This is a genomic window from Bariatricus sp. HCP28S3_D3 (assembly GCF_052065755.1).
Classification (GTDB): Bacteria; Bacillota; Clostridia; order Lachnospirales; family Lachnospiraceae; genus Allocoprococcus.
On the sequence record NZ_JBQHTK010000003.1, the window covers coordinates 19,296 to 39,370 of the forward strand.

General features: G+C 39.7%; 19 protein-coding genes. All 19 read right to left on the reverse strand.

All coding sequences use genetic code 11. From position 1 onward, the window contains the following. Window positions 1–27: 27 nt before the first annotated feature. Window positions 28–1,164 (reverse strand): CDP-glycerol glycerophosphotransferase family protein, encoded by a 1,137-nt coding sequence (locus tag ACTNB3_RS03630; RefSeq protein ID WP_441024544.1) that lies wholly within the window; start codon window positions 1,162–1,164, stop codon window positions 28–30. A 4-nt stretch (window positions 1,165–1,168) separates the two neighbouring features. Beyond that, window positions 1,169–2,239 (reverse strand): glycosyltransferase family 2 protein, encoded by a 1,071-nt coding sequence (locus tag ACTNB3_RS03635; protein ID WP_441024545.1) that lies wholly within the window; start codon window positions 2,237–2,239, stop codon window positions 1,169–1,171. Next, entirely contained in the window at window positions 2,239–3,303 is a 1,065-nt protein-coding gene (locus ACTNB3_RS03640; protein WP_427819738.1) for a glycosyltransferase family 2 protein, read from the reverse strand. Before ACTNB3_RS03640 ends, ACTNB3_RS03635 begins: the two co-directional genes overlap by 1 nt. Before the next feature lie 16 nt (window positions 3,304–3,319). Further along, a complete protein-coding gene (locus ACTNB3_RS03645; RefSeq protein WP_427819739.1) occupies window positions 3,320–4,690 on the reverse strand; it encodes an exopolysaccharide biosynthesis polyprenyl glycosylphosphotransferase in 1,371 nt (456 codons plus the stop codon). Window positions 4,691–4,849: 159 nt separating this feature from the next. Next, window positions 4,850–5,701: a dTDP-4-dehydrorhamnose reductase gene (gene rfbD / locus ACTNB3_RS03650; protein ID WP_441024546.1), complete on the reverse strand. Its 852-nt coding sequence runs from the start codon at window positions 5,699–5,701 to the stop codon at window positions 4,850–4,852. Window positions 5,702–5,703: 2 nt separating this feature from the next. Continuing rightward, window positions 5,704–6,267, reverse strand: a complete 564-nt coding sequence (gene rfbC, locus ACTNB3_RS03655) for a dTDP-4-dehydrorhamnose 3,5-epimerase (protein WP_427819741.1) — start codon at window positions 6,265–6,267, stop codon at window positions 5,704–5,706. Window positions 6,268–6,281: 14 nt separating this feature from the next. Then, window positions 6,282–7,151: a glucose-1-phosphate thymidylyltransferase RfbA gene (gene rfbA, locus ACTNB3_RS03660; RefSeq protein WP_427819742.1), complete on the reverse strand. Its 870-nt coding sequence runs from the start codon at window positions 7,149–7,151 to the stop codon at window positions 6,282–6,284. A gap of 63 nt (window positions 7,152–7,214) precedes the next feature. Next, entirely contained in the window at window positions 7,215–8,291 is a 1,077-nt protein-coding gene (rfbB, locus tag ACTNB3_RS03665) for a dTDP-glucose 4,6-dehydratase (RefSeq protein WP_427819743.1), read from the reverse strand. Between the two features lie 21 nt (window positions 8,292–8,312). Next, on the reverse strand, window positions 8,313–10,127 hold the full coding sequence (locus tag ACTNB3_RS03670) for a L,D-transpeptidase family protein (RefSeq protein ID WP_427819744.1): 1,815 nt from the start codon (window positions 10,125–10,127) through the stop codon (window positions 8,313–8,315). Next, on the reverse strand, window positions 10,128–11,030 hold the full coding sequence (locus ACTNB3_RS03675; protein WP_427819745.1) for a nucleotidyltransferase family protein: 903 nt from the start codon (window positions 11,028–11,030) through the stop codon (window positions 10,128–10,130). Between the two features lie 147 nt (window positions 11,031–11,177). Next, window positions 11,178–12,290 (reverse strand): UDP-galactopyranose mutase, encoded by a 1,113-nt coding sequence (glf, locus tag ACTNB3_RS03680; RefSeq protein WP_427819757.1) that lies wholly within the window; start codon window positions 12,288–12,290, stop codon window positions 11,178–11,180. A 313-nt stretch (window positions 12,291–12,603) separates the two neighbouring features. Then, a complete protein-coding gene (locus tag ACTNB3_RS03685) occupies window positions 12,604–12,954 on the reverse strand; it encodes a sporulation initiation factor Spo0A C-terminal domain-containing protein (protein ID WP_427805604.1) in 351 nt (116 codons plus the stop codon). Next, window positions 12,954–13,217 carry an HPr family phosphocarrier protein gene (locus ACTNB3_RS03690; protein ID WP_427805678.1) on the reverse strand — a complete coding sequence of 88 codons (264 nt, stop codon included), beginning with the start codon at window positions 13,215–13,217 and terminating at the stop codon, window positions 12,954–12,956. The genes ACTNB3_RS03685 and ACTNB3_RS03690 overlap by 1 nt, the downstream gene beginning before the upstream one ends. Continuing rightward, window positions 13,210–14,487 carry a CdaR family protein gene (locus ACTNB3_RS03695; protein WP_427819746.1) on the reverse strand — a complete coding sequence of 426 codons (1,278 nt, stop codon included), beginning with the start codon at window positions 14,485–14,487 and terminating at the stop codon, window positions 13,210–13,212. Before ACTNB3_RS03695 ends, ACTNB3_RS03690 begins: the two co-directional genes overlap by 8 nt. Next, window positions 14,468–15,355, reverse strand: coding sequence for a diadenylate cyclase CdaA (gene cdaA, locus ACTNB3_RS03700; protein ID WP_427805602.1), 888 nt, complete (start codon window positions 15,353–15,355; stop codon window positions 14,468–14,470). Before cdaA ends, ACTNB3_RS03695 begins: the two co-directional genes overlap by 20 nt. 45 nt (window positions 15,356–15,400) lie before the next feature. After that, entirely contained in the window at window positions 15,401–16,549 is a 1,149-nt protein-coding gene (locus ACTNB3_RS03705) for a hypothetical protein (RefSeq protein WP_441016153.1), read from the reverse strand. Then, window positions 16,549–16,944 (reverse strand): hypothetical protein, encoded by a 396-nt coding sequence (locus ACTNB3_RS03710; protein WP_427819749.1) that lies wholly within the window; start codon window positions 16,942–16,944, stop codon window positions 16,549–16,551. The genes ACTNB3_RS03705 and ACTNB3_RS03710 overlap by 1 nt, the downstream gene beginning before the upstream one ends. Window positions 16,945–17,001: 57 nt before the next feature. After that, window positions 17,002–17,673, reverse strand: a complete 672-nt coding sequence (locus ACTNB3_RS03715; RefSeq protein WP_427805599.1) for a double zinc ribbon domain-containing protein — start codon at window positions 17,671–17,673, stop codon at window positions 17,002–17,004. Window positions 17,674–17,760: 87 nt separating this feature from the next. Then, window positions 17,761–19,992, reverse strand: a complete 2,232-nt coding sequence (recD2, locus tag ACTNB3_RS03720; RefSeq protein ID WP_441024548.1) for an SF1B family DNA helicase RecD2 — start codon at window positions 19,990–19,992, stop codon at window positions 17,761–17,763. Between the last annotated feature and the right edge of the window lie 83 nt (window positions 19,993–20,075).

Here is a 20,075-nt window from a genome sequence, read left to right on the forward strand (position 1 = left end):
TTTTTAACTTGACACTAAGGTGTTCTCTTATTGTAATGTCAATTTATATATCTTCTCCGCAATTATCTCACAAGCTCGTCCAGTTTCTTTATTTCCCAGTAACTCATGATGCTCATCAATTTTTAATTCGTTTTTAGCCTCATCAAATTGTTTTATTCTTTCGCATAATTCATCATTTGACAAGGCCAAAGGAAATGCCCAAGTCATAGGATCTGTATAAAAACTTCTTTCTTTTTGATATTCATCCAAATCTGGCACAAAAAGAAATCCCGGCTTATATGTCAGAGAAAAATCCCAAATTGTCGAAGAATAATCTGTTATAAAAGCATCACATGCATACAGTAATTCCTGCATATCTGGATATCCACTTGCATCAATGCAATTTTGTATTTTAAGATCTTTCACAAAATGATGTTTTCTCATGAGCATTACCCATCTCCCGCCAAACCTATTTTCTAAAGCATTCACACACTTAGAAACATCTAACTGGGAATGAAAGCTTGCCTCATTCTCTTCGCCACGATAAGTAGGCGCAAACAATACTAATTTAACATCTTTATCCACTCCAAAAAACTTCTTCACTTTTTCTGTAACATCGTAATCTGCACCTCGAATAAGGATATCGTTTCTTGGCATTCCACATTCCAAAAATCTTTCCCTTGGAACCATCTTTGCAGTGGACATCACTTCCGAAAACTTTTCACACCCAGAAATAAAAATATCCGTTCTCTGACCACAGATTTTATTAATTTTCAAATCAACCGGATGCTGATCTGTAACAAAATCAACCCCGCTTTTTTTATATGCGCCGCCTCCATGCCAAGTATTTATAAAAATTTGCTGTTTTCTTTTCGGCAAAAAGCTCCCAAATCCATCATTGCTGATAAGCACTTTAGACGTCAGCTGATAATATATTCCTGTTAAGCTTTTGGGTTTTACACATCTAGTATCTGCAGCATCATATTCACCATCGTATTCCCAGATATATTCAAATTCACCAGAATATTCTTTCTGCATATATTTGAAAATATACAATGGGTTGCAACGTATTCCACTGCCTCTGTCGGCAGATAAAAATATTCTATTTTTTTTCACTGGAACAATCCAGAACACTTTTAAAACTGTTCTACAGAAATAAATAATCGCTAATTTACAATATTTCATTCTCCTACCTCTTCTGCTTGGCAATAGAAAAAATCATTGGAAGTTTTTCTTTACATATGAAAATGCATCTTCCTAAAATTAATGCTCCGGTCACCTGTTTCTTTTGTAATATAACTAATAAAACTTTAAGTAATTTTGCATCTGTTTTACCATATGGAATTAATTCATTAAACAATTTATCTTTGTATAATCTTTTTACCCAGTCTTTTCGATTCTTATAATTCAACTTTGCTCTTTTATCACAATTCCTTTGAAGAGCCGAAAATATATATCTCGTATATAATGCCGCAAGAATACCTCTTATCTCATCTGTACACAAATTCCAATACTGATACTGATGATAAATCATCTCAATTCTCTTATGATGCAGCTTATAGTATTCCGGTACAAATTTTGAGGTCAGACTTTGATCCATTCTTTTATTATAATGGTAACCACAATAATCCAATACATTCATTGTATCTATATCCATAAAATATTGAACATTAAAAAGAATGTCCTCAATTAAAGTGATTTTCTCATATTTTAATTGAATGCTTCTCAGATAATTCAGATCATAGAATTTATTCCACGCATACCCATATAATGTTTTCTGCTCTAATTCAATTACTTTTTTTCGTAGTTCATCAACATTACAATAATTGTATGCCTTGTCTTTGATCTGTACACTATGATGTAATTGATCTTGTGCCGTGTAGTAATCCTCCGTCAGCCCAAACAATATTACTTTTGCAGGATTTGATTTCACAGAGTCATATGCCCTCTCAAACAAACCATTTTCTACATAATCATCCGAATCCATAAACCATATATATTTTCCACGAGCTATCTCCATTCCGCTATTTCTCGCTTCACTTAATCCTTTATTTTTCTGATGATGAATAACCCGAATTTTTGGATACTCCTGACTTAATCTATTACATATCTCTGGACACTTATCAGGAGAACAGTCATCGACAAGAATAATCTCAAAATCCTTCATTGTCTGCTTCATAACACTTAAAACTGCTTTTTCTAAATATTTTTCCACATTATATACAGGCATTACTACACTTATAAAAGGTTTGCTTTCCATTATCTTCCCACTTTCAACTTTGTAAACAGTTTTGTATTCTTCGTTTTCACATACGTGATTACTTTTGCCTCCCAATATGTAAGTAATGTACTGTTCCATTTAATTGGAAGAAGCATAATTTTCATATACAATGAACGTGGTTTCGCTATTCTTAGCATTTTACCCACTCTCGGATTCGCAAGCATTTTTTTGATTTCCTGCTTTTTTTCTTTTGTTGTCATATCACATTTCGGATTGGTAAGGTTTTCGACACATCCAATAAAGCGCTCGACATATCTTCTTGCAATCATTTCAACGCTGTCAACATCTCCAACATGCCATTCCTTATAAAGATCAACCAACCAGCCATGCTCCTCTTCTCTTTTCTCATACATTCCGGGGCGATACGCTGCCGTTTCTGATTCTGCTCTCGCTCTAAGAAAATGATAATACAAACCAGAAGTAACCGTCACTCTTTCCACGTTTCTAACAACACTTATATTAAACGGGAAATCATCCCAAAGTGTTTTCGGAAATCTCAGATTGTTCTCCAAAATGTATTTAGACTCATATAATTTGTTCCAAGGAGTATACAATAAGTTTTTATCAAACAATTTATATGCATTCTTACGGAACATTTTTTTATCAGAATATACAGCATCTTCAATGGAATAAATATCTGTCATATATTTATCTTTTTCATAATATGTATCAATATAAAACCCTGCCACAACAAGCTGAGCATTATCTCGTTTTGCAAGGTTATACATGTCTTCAAGCATCGTCGGTTCAGCCCAATCATCCGAATCCAGAAAATACATATATTCTCCTTTTGCCATATCGATCGCTATATTTCTCGCACTTGGTGCCCCGCCATTCTCTTTATGAATGACATGTATTCGATCATCCTTTGCAGCATATTCGTCACAAATTTCACCACTTCTGTCGGGTGTTCCATCATCTACTATTAAAAACTCCCATTCATTCAGTGTCTGTGCTTGAATACTTTCAATAGCTTTCCCCACATATTCTTCCACTTTATATACGGGCATAATAACACTTACTTTAATTCCATTATGTTCCATATTTTATTCTCCTAACTTACTTGCTTCCTGCAGTCGTTTTATTCTCTTCAATTCCTTCCGTAGCTTCTGGTATAAATATGATTTTTATTGTATAAAAAATCAGTTTAAAATCCAGCAAAAGCGAGCGCTGATTAATATATAATAAATCAAGCTTGAGCTTATCTTCCGGACTCGTATTATACTTTCCAAAAACCTGAGCGTAACCAGTAAGACCTGCTTTCACTTTCAGTCTCATACCAAATTCCGGAATTTCTTTTAAATATACGTCCTCAATCTCTGGTCTTTCCGGCCTTGGTCCTACTAAAGTCATATCACCTTTTAGAATATTAATCAACTGTGGTAATTCGTCAACTCGTGTTGCACGTATTACTTTTCCAATTGGTGTAATTCGATTATCATTCTGCGCTGCAAGCCTTGCTCCATTTTTTTCCGCATCAACGATCATACTGCGAAATTTATATATTTCAAATTCTTTATGTCCTTTTGTAAGACGAATTTGTTTATAAAAAACAGGCCCACCATCATATAATTTAATACACGCTGCTACTATAAGAAGCATTGGGGATAATATTATTAATCCCATGCTGGAAAACAAAATATCTATAGTTCTCTTTATAAAAGCATAATACCATTTTTCTGGCATACGTTTTGTCCGAATAAATGGAGTATCAAATGTATGAGAAACATCAAATCCCATTGTCAGCAAATCTTCTACGCTTTGTGTAAGATAAATATCCTTAGAAATGCTATCACAGAATAAAACCAGCTTTCTTTTTAATTGATCGTCAACTTCATAAAGATATATTCCCTCAGCTTTTCCTATATTATCTTCTAGAACCTCTAACGACGTTTCATCTGAATAGCACCCAACAATCTCGTATCTGTACTTTTTAGACTGCATTTTCTTAATCAATGTCTTATATCCATCATTACCATAAACAATTAGAATCTTTCTGCGCTCATCATATAGTGCGAAAAGGCGATTGTGAACAAATATATTACCCCCCATCGCCACAACCTGAAAGACCATCCCTAGAAAATACGACCATATTTTCAATTTTTGGAATCCATGAAACCACATTATAGATTCAAATAGGAGTGCTGCGTCTGCTAATACAATTGCCAGTACTTGAAAATACATCAGTTCTGTCAATCTGTAAATTCCAATTTTCAATGCCTGATACATTTTCGCAAAAAACCAATAAATAATGCAAAACATTATACCTACTAATGCTAAAGTCAAATACCCAGTATAGCCATTTTCCCAATAAGGACTAATATTGTAATACCATAATGCCGATGCTGAAAGAAACATGATAAATAAAGATACAATCTTATATGATTGCTTAACAATATTTTTCTTAAGTAAATTATTTTCTCTTTCCATAATATCTCCCATATTGTCATTTTGATTATTCTTGATACTTGCTAATTGTGTTATTATATCTCAAAATGCCTTTTTTGTCAAAATAATATGAATTATTCTTTTACTTTCTTTACATTCCTGTAACATTTAGATTATAAGCATTACAAAACAATTAATTTTTTAATTCTTTTCGCATATAACAGCCAAATAACGTTCCAAAGCGTTCTGCCATGCCGGCAGTCTCTCAAACCCCGCTTCAGCCAGCTTTTCTTTACTGATCCTGCTGTTATGAGGTCTTCTGGCTCTGGCCGGAAATTCTTCACTGGTTACCGGTACGACCTCCACATCCATTCCTGCCTGACGGAAGATTTCTTTTGCAAATTCATACCAGGTACAGAGTCCTTCGTTTGTCGCATGGTATCTTCCATACTTATCTGTTTCAATCATATCAACAAGAAGCCTTGCGAGATCATAAGTATAGGTAGGTGATCCTACCTGATCGTTAACCACCTTGATTGTCTTATTGTTCTCTCCAAGTCTCAGCATCGTTTTAATAAAGTTTTTTCCATTCACTCCAAATACCCATGCGATCCTTACGATGAAAAACTTCTTCACATGCTCTTCAACTTCCAGTTCCCCCTCATATTTTGTCTGACCGTATACATTGAGTGGTTCTCTTGCATCATCCGGTTCCCAGAAATTCTCTCCTTCTCCGTTAAATACGTAATCGGTACTGATATACATCATCTTAATATCCATTTTTTCGCAGACGACTGCAATGTTTTTCGTTCCCTCTGCGTTGATCTTTCTGCAAAGTTCCACATTGTCCTCTGCAGCATCAACTGCTGTATAGGCTGCACAGTGGATCACCGCATCCGGCCTTACTTCATTCAAGGTTTTCTCAACCAGCTCCGGATTTGTAATATCCATATCATCAACATCGGTTCCGACTGCAATGTGTCCACGTTTTTCAAGTTCATTTACAACATCATATCCCAACTGTCCTTTGACACCGGTCACCAACACTTTCATGATTATAATCCTTTCTGTCTCATAAATTCCTTAAGTCCGCCCCATTTCTGGTCTTTTTCGGATATCGTAAGTTCAACACCTTCCTGAAGCGGCCATTTCACACCGATCTCACTGTCATTCCATGCAAGCCCGCCTTCATCATTCGGATGATAGAAGTCGGTACATTTATAGGCAAATTCTGCTGAATCGGAAAGCACCAGAAATCCATGTGCAAAATTCTTTGGAATGAAAAACTGTTTTTTATTCTCTGCCGAAAGAATCACACCGTGCCATTTTCCAAAGGTCGGTGACCCCTCTCTCAAATCTACTGCGACATCAAACACTTCTCCGCTTACCACTCTGACCAGTTTATCCTGAGGATAATTGATCTGAAAATGCAGTCCGCGCAGAACACCTCTTTTCGAGCTTGACTGATTATCCTGTACGAATTCCATATCAATACCTGCCGCCTTGTAATCGTTATAATTATATGTCTCCATAAAATACCCGCGTTCATCGCCAAATACGGTCGGTGTGATCACCTTTAATCCTTCAATCTCACATGTTTCAACTGTTATTTTTCCCATGATAATCCCCTTTTCTATAAGCCATTTGCCACTTCTACCAGATATTTTCCATATGCTGTCTTAAGCAGTGGCTGCGCCAACTTCAAAAGTTGCTCTTTATCAATGAATCCCCGTTTATATGCAATCTCCTCGATACAGGAAATATAGAGTCCCTGGCGTTTTTGGAAAGCAGCCACAAAATCCGCCGCATCAAGAAGTGCATCATGATTCCCCGTATCCAGCCATGCAAATCCGCGTCCTAGCGTCTCCACATGCAGATCACCTCGTTCCAGATATGCATTATTGACACTCGTGATCTCAATCTCACCGCGGGCTGAAGGTTTCACTTTCTTCGCGATCTCCACAACATCATTGTCATAGAAATACAATCCCGGAACCGCATAATTTGATTTCGGATGCTCCGGCTTTTCTTCTATAGAAATGGCTGTTCCGTTTTCATCAAATTCCACCACTCCGTATTCTCTCGGATCTCTTACATAATATCCGAAGATTGTTGCTCCCTTTTCCATAGATGCCACTTTCTGCAATACCTTTGAAAAGCTTTGTCCATAGAAAATATTATCTCCCAAAATCAGGGCCACATTATCAGCGCCAATAAATTCTTCTCCAATGATAAACGCATCCGCCAGTCCTCTTGGACTTTTCTGAACCGCATAGGACATCTTAAGTCCAAGTTCCTCTCCGGTTCCAAATATTTCTCTGAAAACCGGAAGATCACGCGGAGTGGAAATGATCAAAATTTCCCGAATGCCCGCCAGCATCAGTATTGACAACGGATAGTATATCATCGGTTTATCATAAACCGGCATAATCTGCTTTGATACAGCCTTGGTCAGTGGATATAATCTTGTTCCCGAACCGCCTGCTAAAATAATACCTTTCATCTTTTTTCCTCCATTCTTCCAAACGCAAACCAGCAGTATCCATAATAGATACTGCCTGTCCGCTTATTTGTACATTTCTTCATAATATTTCTGATAATCGCCGCTGGTCACATTCTTCATCCATTCTTCATTCTCAAAGAACCACTGAATGGTACGCCGGATCCCTTCCTCAAACATGGTATCCGGTACCCAGCCAACCTCTTCTTTAATCTTATCCGGAGCGATTGCATATCTTCTGTCATGTCCCTTGCGATCCGTAACATAAGTGATCAGATCTTCGCTGACAAGCGCTTTCCTAGGATCGCCGTCAGGCAGCATTTCCTGAAGCGTATCCAGTATAATATGAATAATCTCTATATTCTGTTTTTCATTATGTCCGCCTATATTGTAAGTCTCAAACAGACGTCCCTTTTCCTGAACCATGTCAATTCCTTTCGCATGATCCTCAACATAGAGCCAGTCCCGGACATTCTTACCGTCCCCATATACCGGGAGTTTTTTCCCCTGAAGCGCATTGTTGATAATGAGCGGAATCAGCTTCTCCGGAAATTGATATGGTCCGTAATTATTACTGCAGTTGGTAATATTCGCCGGAAATCTGTAAGTATCCATATAGGATTTCACCAGCATATCGGAAGAAGCCTTACTTGCCGAATACGGACTGTGCGGATCATACGGTGTAGTCTCATAGAAGTATCCGCCGTCATCGTCCAGCGATCCATATACTTCATCCGTAGAAACATGGAGAAACTTCTTATCTTCTTTATATACATTATCTCCGATCTCCCATGCCGCCTTTGCCGCATTTAACATAACCAGTGTTCCGAGAACGTTTGTCTTCACAAATATGTCCGGGTTCTTGATGCTTCTGTCTACATGGCTTTCTGCCGCGAAATGTACCACCCGGTCGATCTCATTTTCTTCAAATATCTGATTGATCGCGTCCGCATCACAGATGTCTGCCTTGATAAATGTATAATTATCTCTGTTTTCCACATCTTTCAGATTTTCCAGATTTCCTGCGTAGGTCAATTTATCTACGTTTATGATCCGGATTTCATTATCATATTTTTTAAACATGTAATGAATATAATTTGAACCGATAAAACCGGCTCCTCCTGTAACTAAATAAGTTCTCATAATGTCCTCCTAAATCTTGTTTTATACTGTTGGGTCTGTCGGATCCCAGTTCTGTGATAACGGTATTTTCGCATAAACCGGTTTTCCGAGCGGTCCCGGGTTGCTGTTATTGTAAATAATTACTTTTGTACTTGACGCGCAGTTATCATAAATCCATTTTGCGTCTCCGCTGCGGAGTCTTACGCATCCCTGTGATGCCCATGTTCCGATTTTGTTGTATTCTTTGGCCCACAGAGTATGGTTATCAAACTTCGTATACGGAGGTGAATGGAAAAGTATATGACCGGTTATTCTGGTACACCATTGTCCCATAGCTCCGTAAAGCTCGTGCCATCTGTATTTATCGGATGTGTAGAATGTTCCTGTCGGAGTTGCTTTCCCCGGCGAACATGCAAATGCAATGACCGGAATAATGTATCCTCGTGTTCCGTCTTTCGCGTAGACCGTCACACAGCTTTTCTGTTTGTTGATACGGATCTCATAGCTGGACTGTTTGCCGACAATACTTCTGACATCCTTCTTCAGCTTGCCGTTCACATAATAAAGCTTGTAACCGCCTTCATAGAACCATCCGTTCTTTCCTTCTTTATAGCATTCATCTGTACTACCCGGTGCCGTAAAATCTTTGGGAACAATCGTAATCTGAATTGCTTCCATCCTCCAACCTAGTTTGGAAGTACCTGCCGCAGCACCATTCGAAGCCCATCCCATCCATCCAATATTCTGAACATGGCATCGATAGTAAATATTGAAATACTTTTCAGCCTCACCTGTGAGCTTAATCTTAACAGCTTCTACCCGCTTACTCTGTCCTTTTGTTCCGGCATATTCGCCTTCCTTTTTCCATTCCTGCCAACCAATATCCTGAATATGCGCACAATACTCAATATCTGCCTTCAGTACCTCATTACTGCTGTCATCGAGAGTAATCTGAAATCCTTCTACCCGAAGCGCCTCTCCAGTCGTTCCGAGTATATTTCCACCTGTTACTTCTTCTGTATCACCCACATTCTGCACATGACCTTTGTAAGCTAATTCACTGTCATAATAGTCTCTTATATATCCGCGTTCTGATTCATCAAATCTTTCTCCACCGGCAGATATTTCTATACGTAAACATTCCATTCTCTTTCCCAGCCCTTCCGTACCAGAAAGTTCATCTGAATGTACTTTTCCAAGCCATCCAAAGTCTGCTACGTGGGACTGATACACGACATCATAATGCTCAGCCAATTCCCCAGTCAGACGAATCTGCACCGCTTCGATACGCAAAGATTCTCCGACTGTTCCGGCGATCTCGCCATTCTTTACCCAATCCATCCAGCCTTTGCTCTGAACATGTACACGATATTCTACATTTCCCTCATACATAGGATCTTCCATCTGGATCCTGATTGCTTCCATGCGCAAAGATTCTCCGACCGTGCCGGCTTCTTCTCCTGCATTCTTCCATTCCTGCCATCCAATCCGCTGTATATGAGCCTGATATGTAAGTACTGGTTTTCCTGTCGCTTCTTCGTCTTTTCCAGGTTCTTCCGGATTCTCCGGTTCTTCGGTTTCTGTTCCCGGATTTTCCGACTCACCAGGTTCTGTTTCCGGTGTCTCCGGCTCTTCGGTTTCCCCCGGCTCTTCTCCTTGATTTTCTTCCTCTTCTTTCTTTTCTGCCTCTTCGATCTCCGTCTCATCCGTATTTTCCACAGCATCTAAAACTTCATCCGATTCCGCATCCTCAGACATAAGCGCCGGCTGATCGGATGCAGTAACCGATAAACCGCTCGATAAACCAAGGCTGCAACATAATAACAACGCACAGATTACTCTCATTTTCTTTTTCATTTAATATTCTCCTTTATCAATCAGATCTCGAATCGCTGCAACTACTCCTTCTTTGTCTTCTTTATAAGTCACTCCGAACCATTTATCCTTCGATTCTAAAACTTTAACCTGTACCTTTCCCTGTTTTAAAAGTGCTCCGATAATCGTCGGGAGCAAATATTCCGATTTTAGATCTTCCTCATTAAGCTGACTAAGGAACTCACTAAATCCTTTTTCGAGGATTTCAAAAAATCCCGGCTGTAGTCCCCACATATTCATAGAAACCGGAGATTCAATATCGATTTCTTCTTCTTTTTTGTCCAGCTTCACTGCTGCACCTTTATCTGTCTTTATGATATTATGTGTCTCAACAATTTCTCTAAGCATCCGCTTTTCATCCACTTTGCAAACACCTCGAGTAACTCCCCCGTTTTCGCTGAGCGTATTCTTAAGAATAAAGCCCACCATGCTGATGTTCATGACATCACTGTCTTCTTTATCGCTTGTAAGTTCCTTATAAGCTTCACGGTATGCTTCTTTTCCATAATAATCATCCGCATTAATAACCAGAAACGGTTCATGAACCACATCCCTACAACACAAAATTGCCTGTCCGGTTCCCCAAGGTTTTTTTCTTTCTCTAAAAACCTCCCGGTATTGTTCCGGAATATCGTCCAATTCCTGAAACGCATATTCCACCTGAACCTTTTCTTCGATCCGATTTCCTATTACCTCTTTAAAATCCTTTTCCAGATCCTTCCTTATTACAAATACGACTTTATCAAATCCTGCGTCCATTGCATCGGCTATCGAATAATCCATTATAATCTCGCCATTTGGTCCAACCGGCTCTAACTGCTTGATTCCACCACCAAATCTGCTGCCAATCCCAGCTGCCATAATAACCAATGTCGCTTTATTCATCCTATTTCCTCCTGCACAGTATCTCCTTTTTTCAAAACAACAACTGTTTCCGCTGTTTTTTAACCATTTACAGCACCTTCCAATTAAGCAAATTATACCATAATCTACTACTCTTTACAACATATTGTGTCTTATGTCAGGAGAACACTAAAGCTCGTTTCTCACGCACTGAAGTGCTTCAGCAACCACATTATGCATATCAAAATACTTATACATACCTAATCTTCCTCCGAAAATAACATTCTTTTCTTTGGAAGCAAGTTCTTTATATTTAGAATAAAGCATATTATTCTTTTCGTCATTCATCGGATAATAAGGCTCATCACCCTTTTCCCATGTAGCCGGATACTCACGTGTGACGATCGTTTTCGGATTATGTGTTCCATTCTGGCATCCAAATTCAAAATGCTTGTGTTCGATAATTCTTGTAAATGGAATTTCATATTCTGTATAATTAACGACAGCATTTCCCTGATAATTCTCTACATCCAGTTCTTCTGTTTCAAAGCGAAGGCTGCGATATTCGAGCTCACCATAGCAATAGTCAAAGTATTCATCAATCATTCCGGTAAAAACAATCTTATCAGCCTGCTTCTGCAGTTCTTCTTTATTTGCAAAAAAATCTGTTTCCAGCCTTACTTCAATACCGTCAAGCATCTTTTCGACAATCTGTGTATATCCGCCAATCGGAATTCCCTGATATTTATCATTGAAATAATTATTGTCATATACAAATCTTACCGGAAGACGTTTGATAATAAATGCAGGAAGCTCTGTTGCGCGTCTCCCCCACTGTTTTTCTGTGTAACCTTTTACCAGCTTCTCATAAATATCTCGTCCTACAAGTGAGATTGCCTGTTCTTCCAGATTGTGTGGTTCCGTTATTCCTGCTTCTTTGATCTGTTCTTCTATTTTCTGCTTAGCTTCTTGTGGTGTAGTAACGCCCCACATCTTACTGAAGGTATTCATATTAAACGGCATGTTGTACAATTCATCTTTGTACTTTGCAATCGGAGAATTTGTGTAGCGATTGAATTCCGCAAACTGCTGGATGTAATCCCATACTTCTTTATTACTGGTATGGAAAATATGAGCACCGTATTCATGCACCTGAATTCCATCTACTTCTTTTGTATAAATATTCCCTGCCACATGTTCCCTCTTATCAATAACAAGGACCTTTTTACCTGCCTTCTTTGCCTCATGTGCAAATACTGCGCCAAATAAACCTGCACCAACAACTAAATAATCATACATGATTTTGACCTCTCTTTCGTAATCAGAACTGATTCTTATTTAAGTCTATTATACCAAATTTCACATTGTTTTTATATGCTTAAAAATGCACATATATTTTTATTATAATCTTTATTATTTTACATTACAAGACAAATATCTACTGTTTACTATTACTTTTTTCTTATCCTCTGTCAATCAGACCTAGTACAGGTGAACGAATCGACGCACTTGCTGAATATTGCAAAAAAATCTTTCATAAATCTGTTCTTGTAGCATCATCACTAAAAGAATCCCGGGAGAAAGCTTTCATTGTACTTTCTTCCGGGATTCTCATTTATTCTTCTGAAACGTTTTCCTTATTCTCTCTCAGATATAGGACTATTCCTTCAATCAGTTGTGTATTTGTAGGACGATTTTTCTCCTTCATTTGGGGGAAATACGTAGAAAGCCACTCCGGATTTACATTCTTCCAGCACCGTTCTATCATGCTTCGAATATCAGACTCTACCATCCACACAGACACCTGATGCTGCCCGGCTATCACCGGATAAACATCTTTTGTAATATGTTCCAGATTCCCCTCTTTTTCTACCCCCATGAGAACAGCCTCTACCAGGTATTTGTATCCGGTATATTTCGGAAGCATACCGAGATTATGAAGTACTTTGCATACTGCAAGCTCCATTATTCTCCCAACCCACTTTCCACAATCTCTATCATCGTCTTAAGCGCATCTTTCTCGTCTTCTCCGTCACATAAGATTTCAATCTCATCGCCTTTTTTAATGCATGCTCCGAGAACACTCAGTACACTTTTCGCATTACCTTCTGAATTATTATGGCGAAACGTAATCTTACACGCAAATTCCAGAGCGGTCTGACAAAACAGTCCTGCCGGCCGCAAATGCAAACCTGTGGGATTTGTAATAACCACTTTTTTGCTAACCATCATTTCCTCCGTCATTCTTTTCTAATGTAATCTGAACCACAACATCCTGAACCAGTTCTATTCCTTCCGGAAGTGTCACCTGAACCGGTACCGTATATGTTCCTGCTTCCTTTATATCTACCAGATTGATAGACACACTTCCCTGTTCTAAAGTAAAGTCATCAAGGCTCTCTGAATCTTCAGCCGTGATCACAATTTCGATGCTTCCTTCTGATTCATATTTCACCGAATAATTTTTCGGCGCATTCAGAAGTGAAATTGATCCAACCGGATATTCCAACGTTCGCGTGCCTATTTGTGTAACAGATATTTTCACAAGAACAGATATTCCCGCACTCTCATCCTTCGCTTTCGCCCATTCAGGAAGATAATCCGTAATATCAACTGTCTTCTCTACAGACTTAGTCAGGCCATCCACCGCCAGCACCTCTGCCGGAATTTCAATCTCCGTCAAGGTTTTCAGTTGCTGCTCTGTTCCAACAATATCAACATTCTCCGGCTGGACAGAAACACCTTCTAATACATATCCAACTGCCGGAGCAATGCCAGATTCATCGAATTTAACCGGAACCGTCTTTGTATGAAGCACCTTTACTTTTACACTCAGTCCTTCCTCTCCAAGGTTTGTCTCTACCAAAGTTGAATCTATTACAATACCTGCCGCATTATAGAGAACCAGATCCGCTTCCTTTACCTCATCTCTCGAAATACCCGATGTATTCACCTGAGCAATGACTTTAGCAATCGAATTCACAACTGATTCCGGTCCACTGATCTTCACTTGCTGCGGATCTGCCTCAAGACTGCCGATTTGGTATCCGTCTCTCGGATCTCCGGATGATTTCGGTATAATCGGGAATGTTTTGGAAGTTGCAAGTTCGATTGAAATCACCAGATTCGGCTCACTTGTCGAAGCTTCCACAAACTGTCCCTGATAGGCAGGGATCATAACCTCATACGGTATCAATGCTCGTGTCTCTGTATTCAGCTTTTTAACATCTGCTGTAACTTTAATATCACTTGCTTTGATTTCTTTCAGAACATCCTTTCTTGCGCGAACAGTAACATTTACCTTCTTATACTCCTCTGCTACCTGATAAGTATTCCCCTGATTAGTAATAAGTTCCGTATGAAGCAACGTTACCGGAACTCCTACATACGTCTTTGATGTAATAGGTCTCTCATTATTCATAACGATAACCCAGAGCAGAATGGAGAAGGCAACCGCCAGCACTTTAAGTCCCAGATTTTTAGTCAGCGTCTTTTTCATGCTTTCTCCATCCTTTCCATATTTTCTTTACTTTCCCCGTCTCCGTATGTTTGCTTCGAATGACTTCCAGTCTTTCTTTCAAATATTCCGGTGTTACATTGCGAACCAATTGTCCCCCCAAAGCAACCGAAACATAACCCGTCTCTTCCGAAACAGAAATTACAAGCGCATCGCTTACTTCACTCATACCGATTGCCGCTCTGTGACGAGTACCGAGATCTTTGCTAATCCCCATATTGTCCGAAAGCGGAAGATAGCAGGTTGCTGATACAATTCTGTCTCCACGCACAATCACTGCTCCATCATGAAGCGGCGTATTGTGTTCAAAAATATTGATCAGAACCTGACGAGATATCAAACAGTCCAATTCAATCCCTGTCCTCTCGTATTCTGTCAGTTTTGTAGCCTGTTCCACAACGATCAATGCCCCCGTCTTCACTGCACCCATATCAAAAGATGCCTTTACGATCTCATCGATCGTCCGTTCACTAAAACGTACGCTTTCACGTCCCTTCTTATCGAACGGAACCATAGACGCCAGAAACTGCTTCTCACCCAGCCGTTCCAGGGCACGTCTGAGTTCCGGCTGGAAAATAATAACGACCGCCGTTGCCATCACCGGAAGAAGTGTGTCTGCAATCCATAAAATCACATACATCCGGAAAATTGCAGCCACAAGAATGAAACCGACAAGTACCATGATACCTTTCAGCAGCATCCACGCTTTCGTATTTTTAATCCAGAGAATAATCTGATAAATCAAAAACGCTATAATAATAATTTCAATAATATCTACAAACCGTATCTCCGGAAAATAGAAACCTTCCGGAAGATTACTTCCAAAGAAACGTGCAACAGCCTCTCTCACTCCTGTACCTCCTTTCCCATATAGTATGCCAACTTATTATCCAAATTAATGCTCTTCTAATTCTCTCTTCACAATATCCTGAATATCCAATTCATCCTGCAGACTTTTTGCCAGCAACAGTTCATCTGTATTCGCCGGAACACGGGTATTTCTAGGAGTTCCGGAATTTTTCTTTGTCTCTTTTTCCGTCTGACGCTTTTTCATATTTTTTCTTTCATCTGTGCGTTTTGGTGCCCTGCGTCTGATTTCTTCAGATTCCTTTTCATCCGGATTGCGGCGTTCATTAATACGTTTTACCATTTTTTCCGGAGCTGCAACCGACATCTTCGGAACTGCTTTTACATAATAATAATATTCATCATCTTCATACTGTATATGCTCAGTCCTTGAATAATCCACAGAAAACAGAAAAAATTCCAACACAAGACCGATAAGAATCGCCAAAATATTGCCACCGATCAGAACACCATAAGAAGTATGTATGTCAAACGCAATATCTCCAATAACAATAACCAGAATACTGGCGACCGCGCCAGCCGCAACAGCCGCTTTCCAGGCATGATCAATGGAAAGTCTGCGAACAACATATACAGTAAAAATACAGATTGTAAAGGCAATCACTGTAATCCAAAGTTCTTTATTCTGAAATACTGTCCTGACAAAAAATGAGATTTGACCGGTGATCCCTTCCGTTGCGGAAATCGCTGCCGCAGAATTCTTCACACAGAGAATCATATAATAGATAATTGTTCCAAAAGCAATCGGAACTGCCGTAACCGGCGTCATCGCAAGTCCACATACCACTGGAACCACATACGGAATATGCAGCATAAACGCAATCGGAGTAATCAAAAGCACCAATGCCTTTTTCGGAGTGAACCGACAGTAAAAAATAAACATCATTACAAAAATCATGGCGCTCACTGCCATAACACCCAGAGATAGTTTAAACAAATGCGCAAGAATCAGCGCAGCTGCCACCAATGCTACTGTAACAGGCGGAAGAAACGTACAGATCACCGCCAAGGCAACCGTAACAACCGGAGTTGTAAGTGTCTTCATCACACCAATATTCTGATTGATCAGATAAAAGGAAACGAAGCTCAGAATGAACTGAGCTGCCTTATCCACATAAATGGAATAACTGGTATATATTTTCTGTATTCTTTCTCTTAAAACCAACAACTCGCTCATTACTTCTTCTCCCTTTCATACATTCTGTTCAGTCTGGTCAGATCATGGTTAAATTTTTTCACTCTCTGACGGGCATCATTATGCTTCTTCTGATAAAACTGTGATGCCACAATGCCATAAAGCACAACCAGAACAATATATCCGGTCAATATACAGAGCCCTATCATTATAATAAAAGCAAAATTAAGGTTCTCCAGAATTACATCCATAAATGCAACCGCGCCGACTCCCACTGCGATCATGTATCCAATCGTAACCAAGATGATCGTAACAATGGTATGAAAGCTCGAATAATCTTTTCTGTAATATGAGCTGATCTTGAAATCTTCCGCACCTTCCTTGCTTTCGTACATTGCCATTCTTGTCATCAGCTTCACTTTGTCTTCATTTAACATATAGTCACCTCGATACGTTTTCTCCTCGTATTTGCGCTATTTTTAGTATAACAAATATCAGTATCCTTGTCCAATACTAATAGTCAAAAAATAGACTTTTTCTGCCCCTGCTTTCAGCAGTACCCGCGCCGCCTCATCCAGTGTGCTTCCGGTTGTATAGATATCATCAATCAGAACTATCGTTTTCGCCCAGACACTTTTTCTCACAGAAAATGCACCTCTGATACTCCTTCTTCGTTCTTTATCATTTAACTGCTTCAAAGGTTTTGTATTTTTCACCCTGACAAGAATATCTTCATCGACCGAAATGCCAGTGATTTCTCCAAGAACTTCTGCGACAAGCGCCGCCTGGTTATAGCCTCTGATGCGCATCTTCTTTCGATGCAGCGGAACCGGAACAATCAGTTCCACCTTTTTTTCTCTCAAATAATAACCATACTGGTCTGCCATTTCTTCTCCAAATGCTTTTGCATAAATTCTTCTGTTTTGATATTTCAACGCATAAACTGCCCGGCTTACAGGCTCTTTATGAATCCAGATACTTCTTCCTTCCTCGAATACATGCCTGATCATAGTGCAATCATAACAATATTCCTTTTCCGCCTCCCGGATAGGCTTTCCACATTTTTTACATCGTGGTTCCTCCACCGGCAGGATTTTTTTACGGCACTCCTTGCAGATCCGCTGTTTTTCTATTTTTCCGCAAAACGGACATTTCTGTGGATACAAAATATCGAGGCACCTCTCCTCTATCCATTTTCTATTCCATAGGATTTTTGCCTTTTCTCTCAATATTATGAACGGATTCGGTTTCTTTTAGCTCTCTTCACTCAAACCATATATTTCCCTGATGCGTTCATCAAGGCTGGTATTTCTGTTCTGTTCATCTGTATTCTGTATCATTTCCTGAAACGTTACATCACTGCCCACGATTGTTACACATTTTTTTGCCCGTGTAATCGCAGTATATAAAAGATTTCTGTGAAACAGCTGACGCGGTCCTGTCAATAAAGGAATCAAGACAGCCGGATATTCACTTCCCTGTGATTTATGGATCGTTATCGCATATGCCAGTTCCAATTCCTCAAGGAGCTCAAACGGGTACTTTACCTTTCTTTTTTCATCATACTCCACTTCCAGAGTTTCTGTATAGTTATTGATCTCTGTTATCACACCCATATCTCCGTTAAAAATACCGGTTCCTTTATCAACAACAAGTCCATATTTTGTCGTAATTTCCCATTCCAACTGATAATTATTCTTAATCTGCATCACTTTATCGCCGACACGGAATTTTTTATCACCGTACTCTTTCTCTTCTTTATTTTTTGCCGGCGGATTCAAATATTGCTGGAGAATATTATTCAGCCGTTCCACCCCGAGCAGCCCTTTACGCATCGGAGTCAGTACTTGAATATCATATGGTTTCGCATCCACATATTTCGGAAGTTTCTTCTGGATCAGAGTCAAAAGCACACTGATGATCACATTTGCATCATTTCTCTTCAGGAAAAAGAAATCCCGGCTCTTATTATCCAGCTTAACCATTTCCCCACGGTTGATCTTATGTGCATTTACAACAATATCACTTTCTTGAGCCTGACGAAAAATCTTGGTAAGCATCACGACCTGAAATTGTTCTGACGCAATCAGATCTTTTAAAACACTTCCGGGCCCCACCGACGGAAGCTGATTGCAGTCTCCTACCAGGACAAGTCTCGTTCCAGGCGTAACAGCAACAAGCAGCGCATGCATCAGCGAGAGATCTACCATAGACATCTCATCAATGATGATCACATCTGCTTCCAGTGGGTTCTCTTCATTTCGTGCAAATCCGTTTCTGACATTCTCTTCTTCCGGATTTCCGGTTACTTCCAGCAAACGGTGAATCGTCTGTGCCTCATATCCGGTTGCCTCAGTCATCCGCTTCGCAGCCCTGCCCGTCGGTGCTGCCAGGCGCAATTCCAGTTCTTCATTCCGGAAATAATGTATCATCGCTTTAATCGTAGTCGTTTTTCCTGTTCCGGGGCCTCCCGTCAGAATCGTGATACCATGCCGCACTGCCGCAATTACTGCCATCTGCTGCTTTTCATCCAGCTCCATTCCGGTTTCTTTTTCAATTTGATGCAGCCTCTTTGTAACTACAACGTCAGTTTCATCGTATTCCACATTCAGATCATGCAGCATTTTCGCCGCATTAAGCTCCAGATAATAAAAATGAGCCGGATATACTCTGAGACCGTCCTCACCTTCTTTCAGAATCACCTTTCTCTCCATAGCCAGATCCATCAGATGCTTTTCCATATTCTGAATTCCTACTTCCAGAAGCGCAGAGGCTCTTTGCATCAACACTTCACGAATCAGATAGACATGGCCATCCGCTACACTTTGTTGCAGCGTATAGAAAATTCCGCTTCTTATTCTGTAATCAGAATCCGTATGAATCCCAATGTGCATCGCAATCTCATCCGCCGTCTTAAACCCGATCCCCTGTATATGATCTGCCATTTGATAAGGATTCTCTTCCAATACACGAAATGTATTCTGACCATAATATTTATATATTTTCGCCGCAAGGGTCGTAGAGACTCCGTATTTCTGCAGATAAATCATTGCTTTCCGCATATCTTTTTTTTCTTCTACCTGAAGTGCAATGTCACGAGCCATTCGCTCACTGATTCCTCGCACTTCCGCCAGTCTTTCCGGCTCTTCTTCCATGATTCGGAATGTATCTTCCCTGAACTTTTTTACAATTCGTCCCGCAAGAGATGCTCCTACCCCTTTGATTGCACCGGAACCGAGATAACGTTCAATAGAAATAAGATCTTCCGGCGCTTTTATTTCATACTCGCTTACTTTGAGCTGTGTTCCGTACATACTGTGTACAGTATACTCACCCTTGACCTCTACAAGTTCTCCCTCAGCTATATAGTTAAAATTTCCGACACAAGTCAAATCTCCATCATCATTGTTTAAGTGAAACACCGTATACCCATTATCTTCATTCCGGAATACGATATGTTCCACATAACCTTGAATTACTTCCATATCTTCTCCTTATAGAAATAATAAGTATACCCGAACTTTCGTATAGAGTAAAAAGGCTGTCTCATCACGAAACAGCCTGACTT

Bases quoted from the DNA above. Each gene is read 5' to 3' on its own strand.
- ACTNB3_RS03630 (WP_441024544.1), bottom strand. From the start codon at position 1,164: ATGAAATATTGTAAATTAGCGATTATTTATTTCTGTAGAACAGTTTTA.
- ACTNB3_RS03635 (WP_441024545.1), bottom strand. From the start codon at position 2,239: ATGGAAAGCAAACCTTTTATAAGTGTAGTAATGCCTGTATATAATGTG.
- ACTNB3_RS03640 (WP_427819738.1), bottom strand. From the start codon at position 3,303: ATGGAACATAATGGAATTAAAGTAAGTGTTATTATGCCCGTATATAAA.
- ACTNB3_RS03645 (WP_427819739.1), bottom strand. From the start codon at position 4,690: ATGGAAAGAGAAAATAATTTACTTAAGAAAAATATTGTTAAGCAATCA.
- rfbD (WP_441024546.1), bottom strand. From the start codon at position 5,701: ATGAAAGTGTTGGTGACCGGTGTCAAAGGACAGTTGGGATATGATGTT.
- rfbC (WP_427819741.1), bottom strand. From the start codon at position 6,267: ATGGGAAAAATAACAGTTGAAACATGTGAGATTGAAGGATTAAAGGTG.
- rfbA (WP_427819742.1), bottom strand. From the start codon at position 7,151: ATGAAAGGTATTATTTTAGCAGGCGGTTCGGGAACAAGATTATATCCA.
- rfbB (WP_427819743.1), bottom strand. From the start codon at position 8,291: ATGAGAACTTATTTAGTTACAGGAGGAGCCGGTTTTATCGGTTCAAAT.
- ACTNB3_RS03670 (WP_427819744.1), bottom strand. From the start codon at position 10,127: ATGAAAAAGAAAATGAGAGTAATCTGTGCGTTGTTATTATGTTGCAGC.
- ACTNB3_RS03675 (WP_427819745.1), bottom strand. From the start codon at position 11,030: ATGAATAAAGCGACATTGGTTATTATGGCAGCTGGGATTGGCAGCAGA.
- ACTNB3_RS03685 (WP_427805604.1), bottom strand. From the start codon at position 12,954: ATGGAGCTTGCAGTATGCAAAGTACTTCATAATCTCGGTATGCTTCCG.
- ACTNB3_RS03690 (WP_427805678.1), bottom strand. From the start codon at position 13,217: ATGGTTAGCAAAAAAGTGGTTATTACAAATCCCACAGGTTTGCATTTG.
- ACTNB3_RS03695 (WP_427819746.1), bottom strand. From the start codon at position 14,487: ATGAAAAAGACGCTGACTAAAAATCTGGGACTTAAAGTGCTGGCGGTT.
- ACTNB3_RS03705 (WP_441016153.1), bottom strand. From the start codon at position 16,549: ATGAGCGAGTTGTTGGTTTTAAGAGAAAGAATACAGAAAATATATACC.
- ACTNB3_RS03710 (WP_427819749.1), bottom strand. From the start codon at position 16,944: ATGTTAAATGAAGACAAAGTGAAGCTGATGACAAGAATGGCAATGTAC.
- recD2 (WP_441024548.1), bottom strand. From the start codon at position 19,992: ATGGAAGTAATTCAAGGTTATGTGGAACATATCGTATTCCGGAATGAA.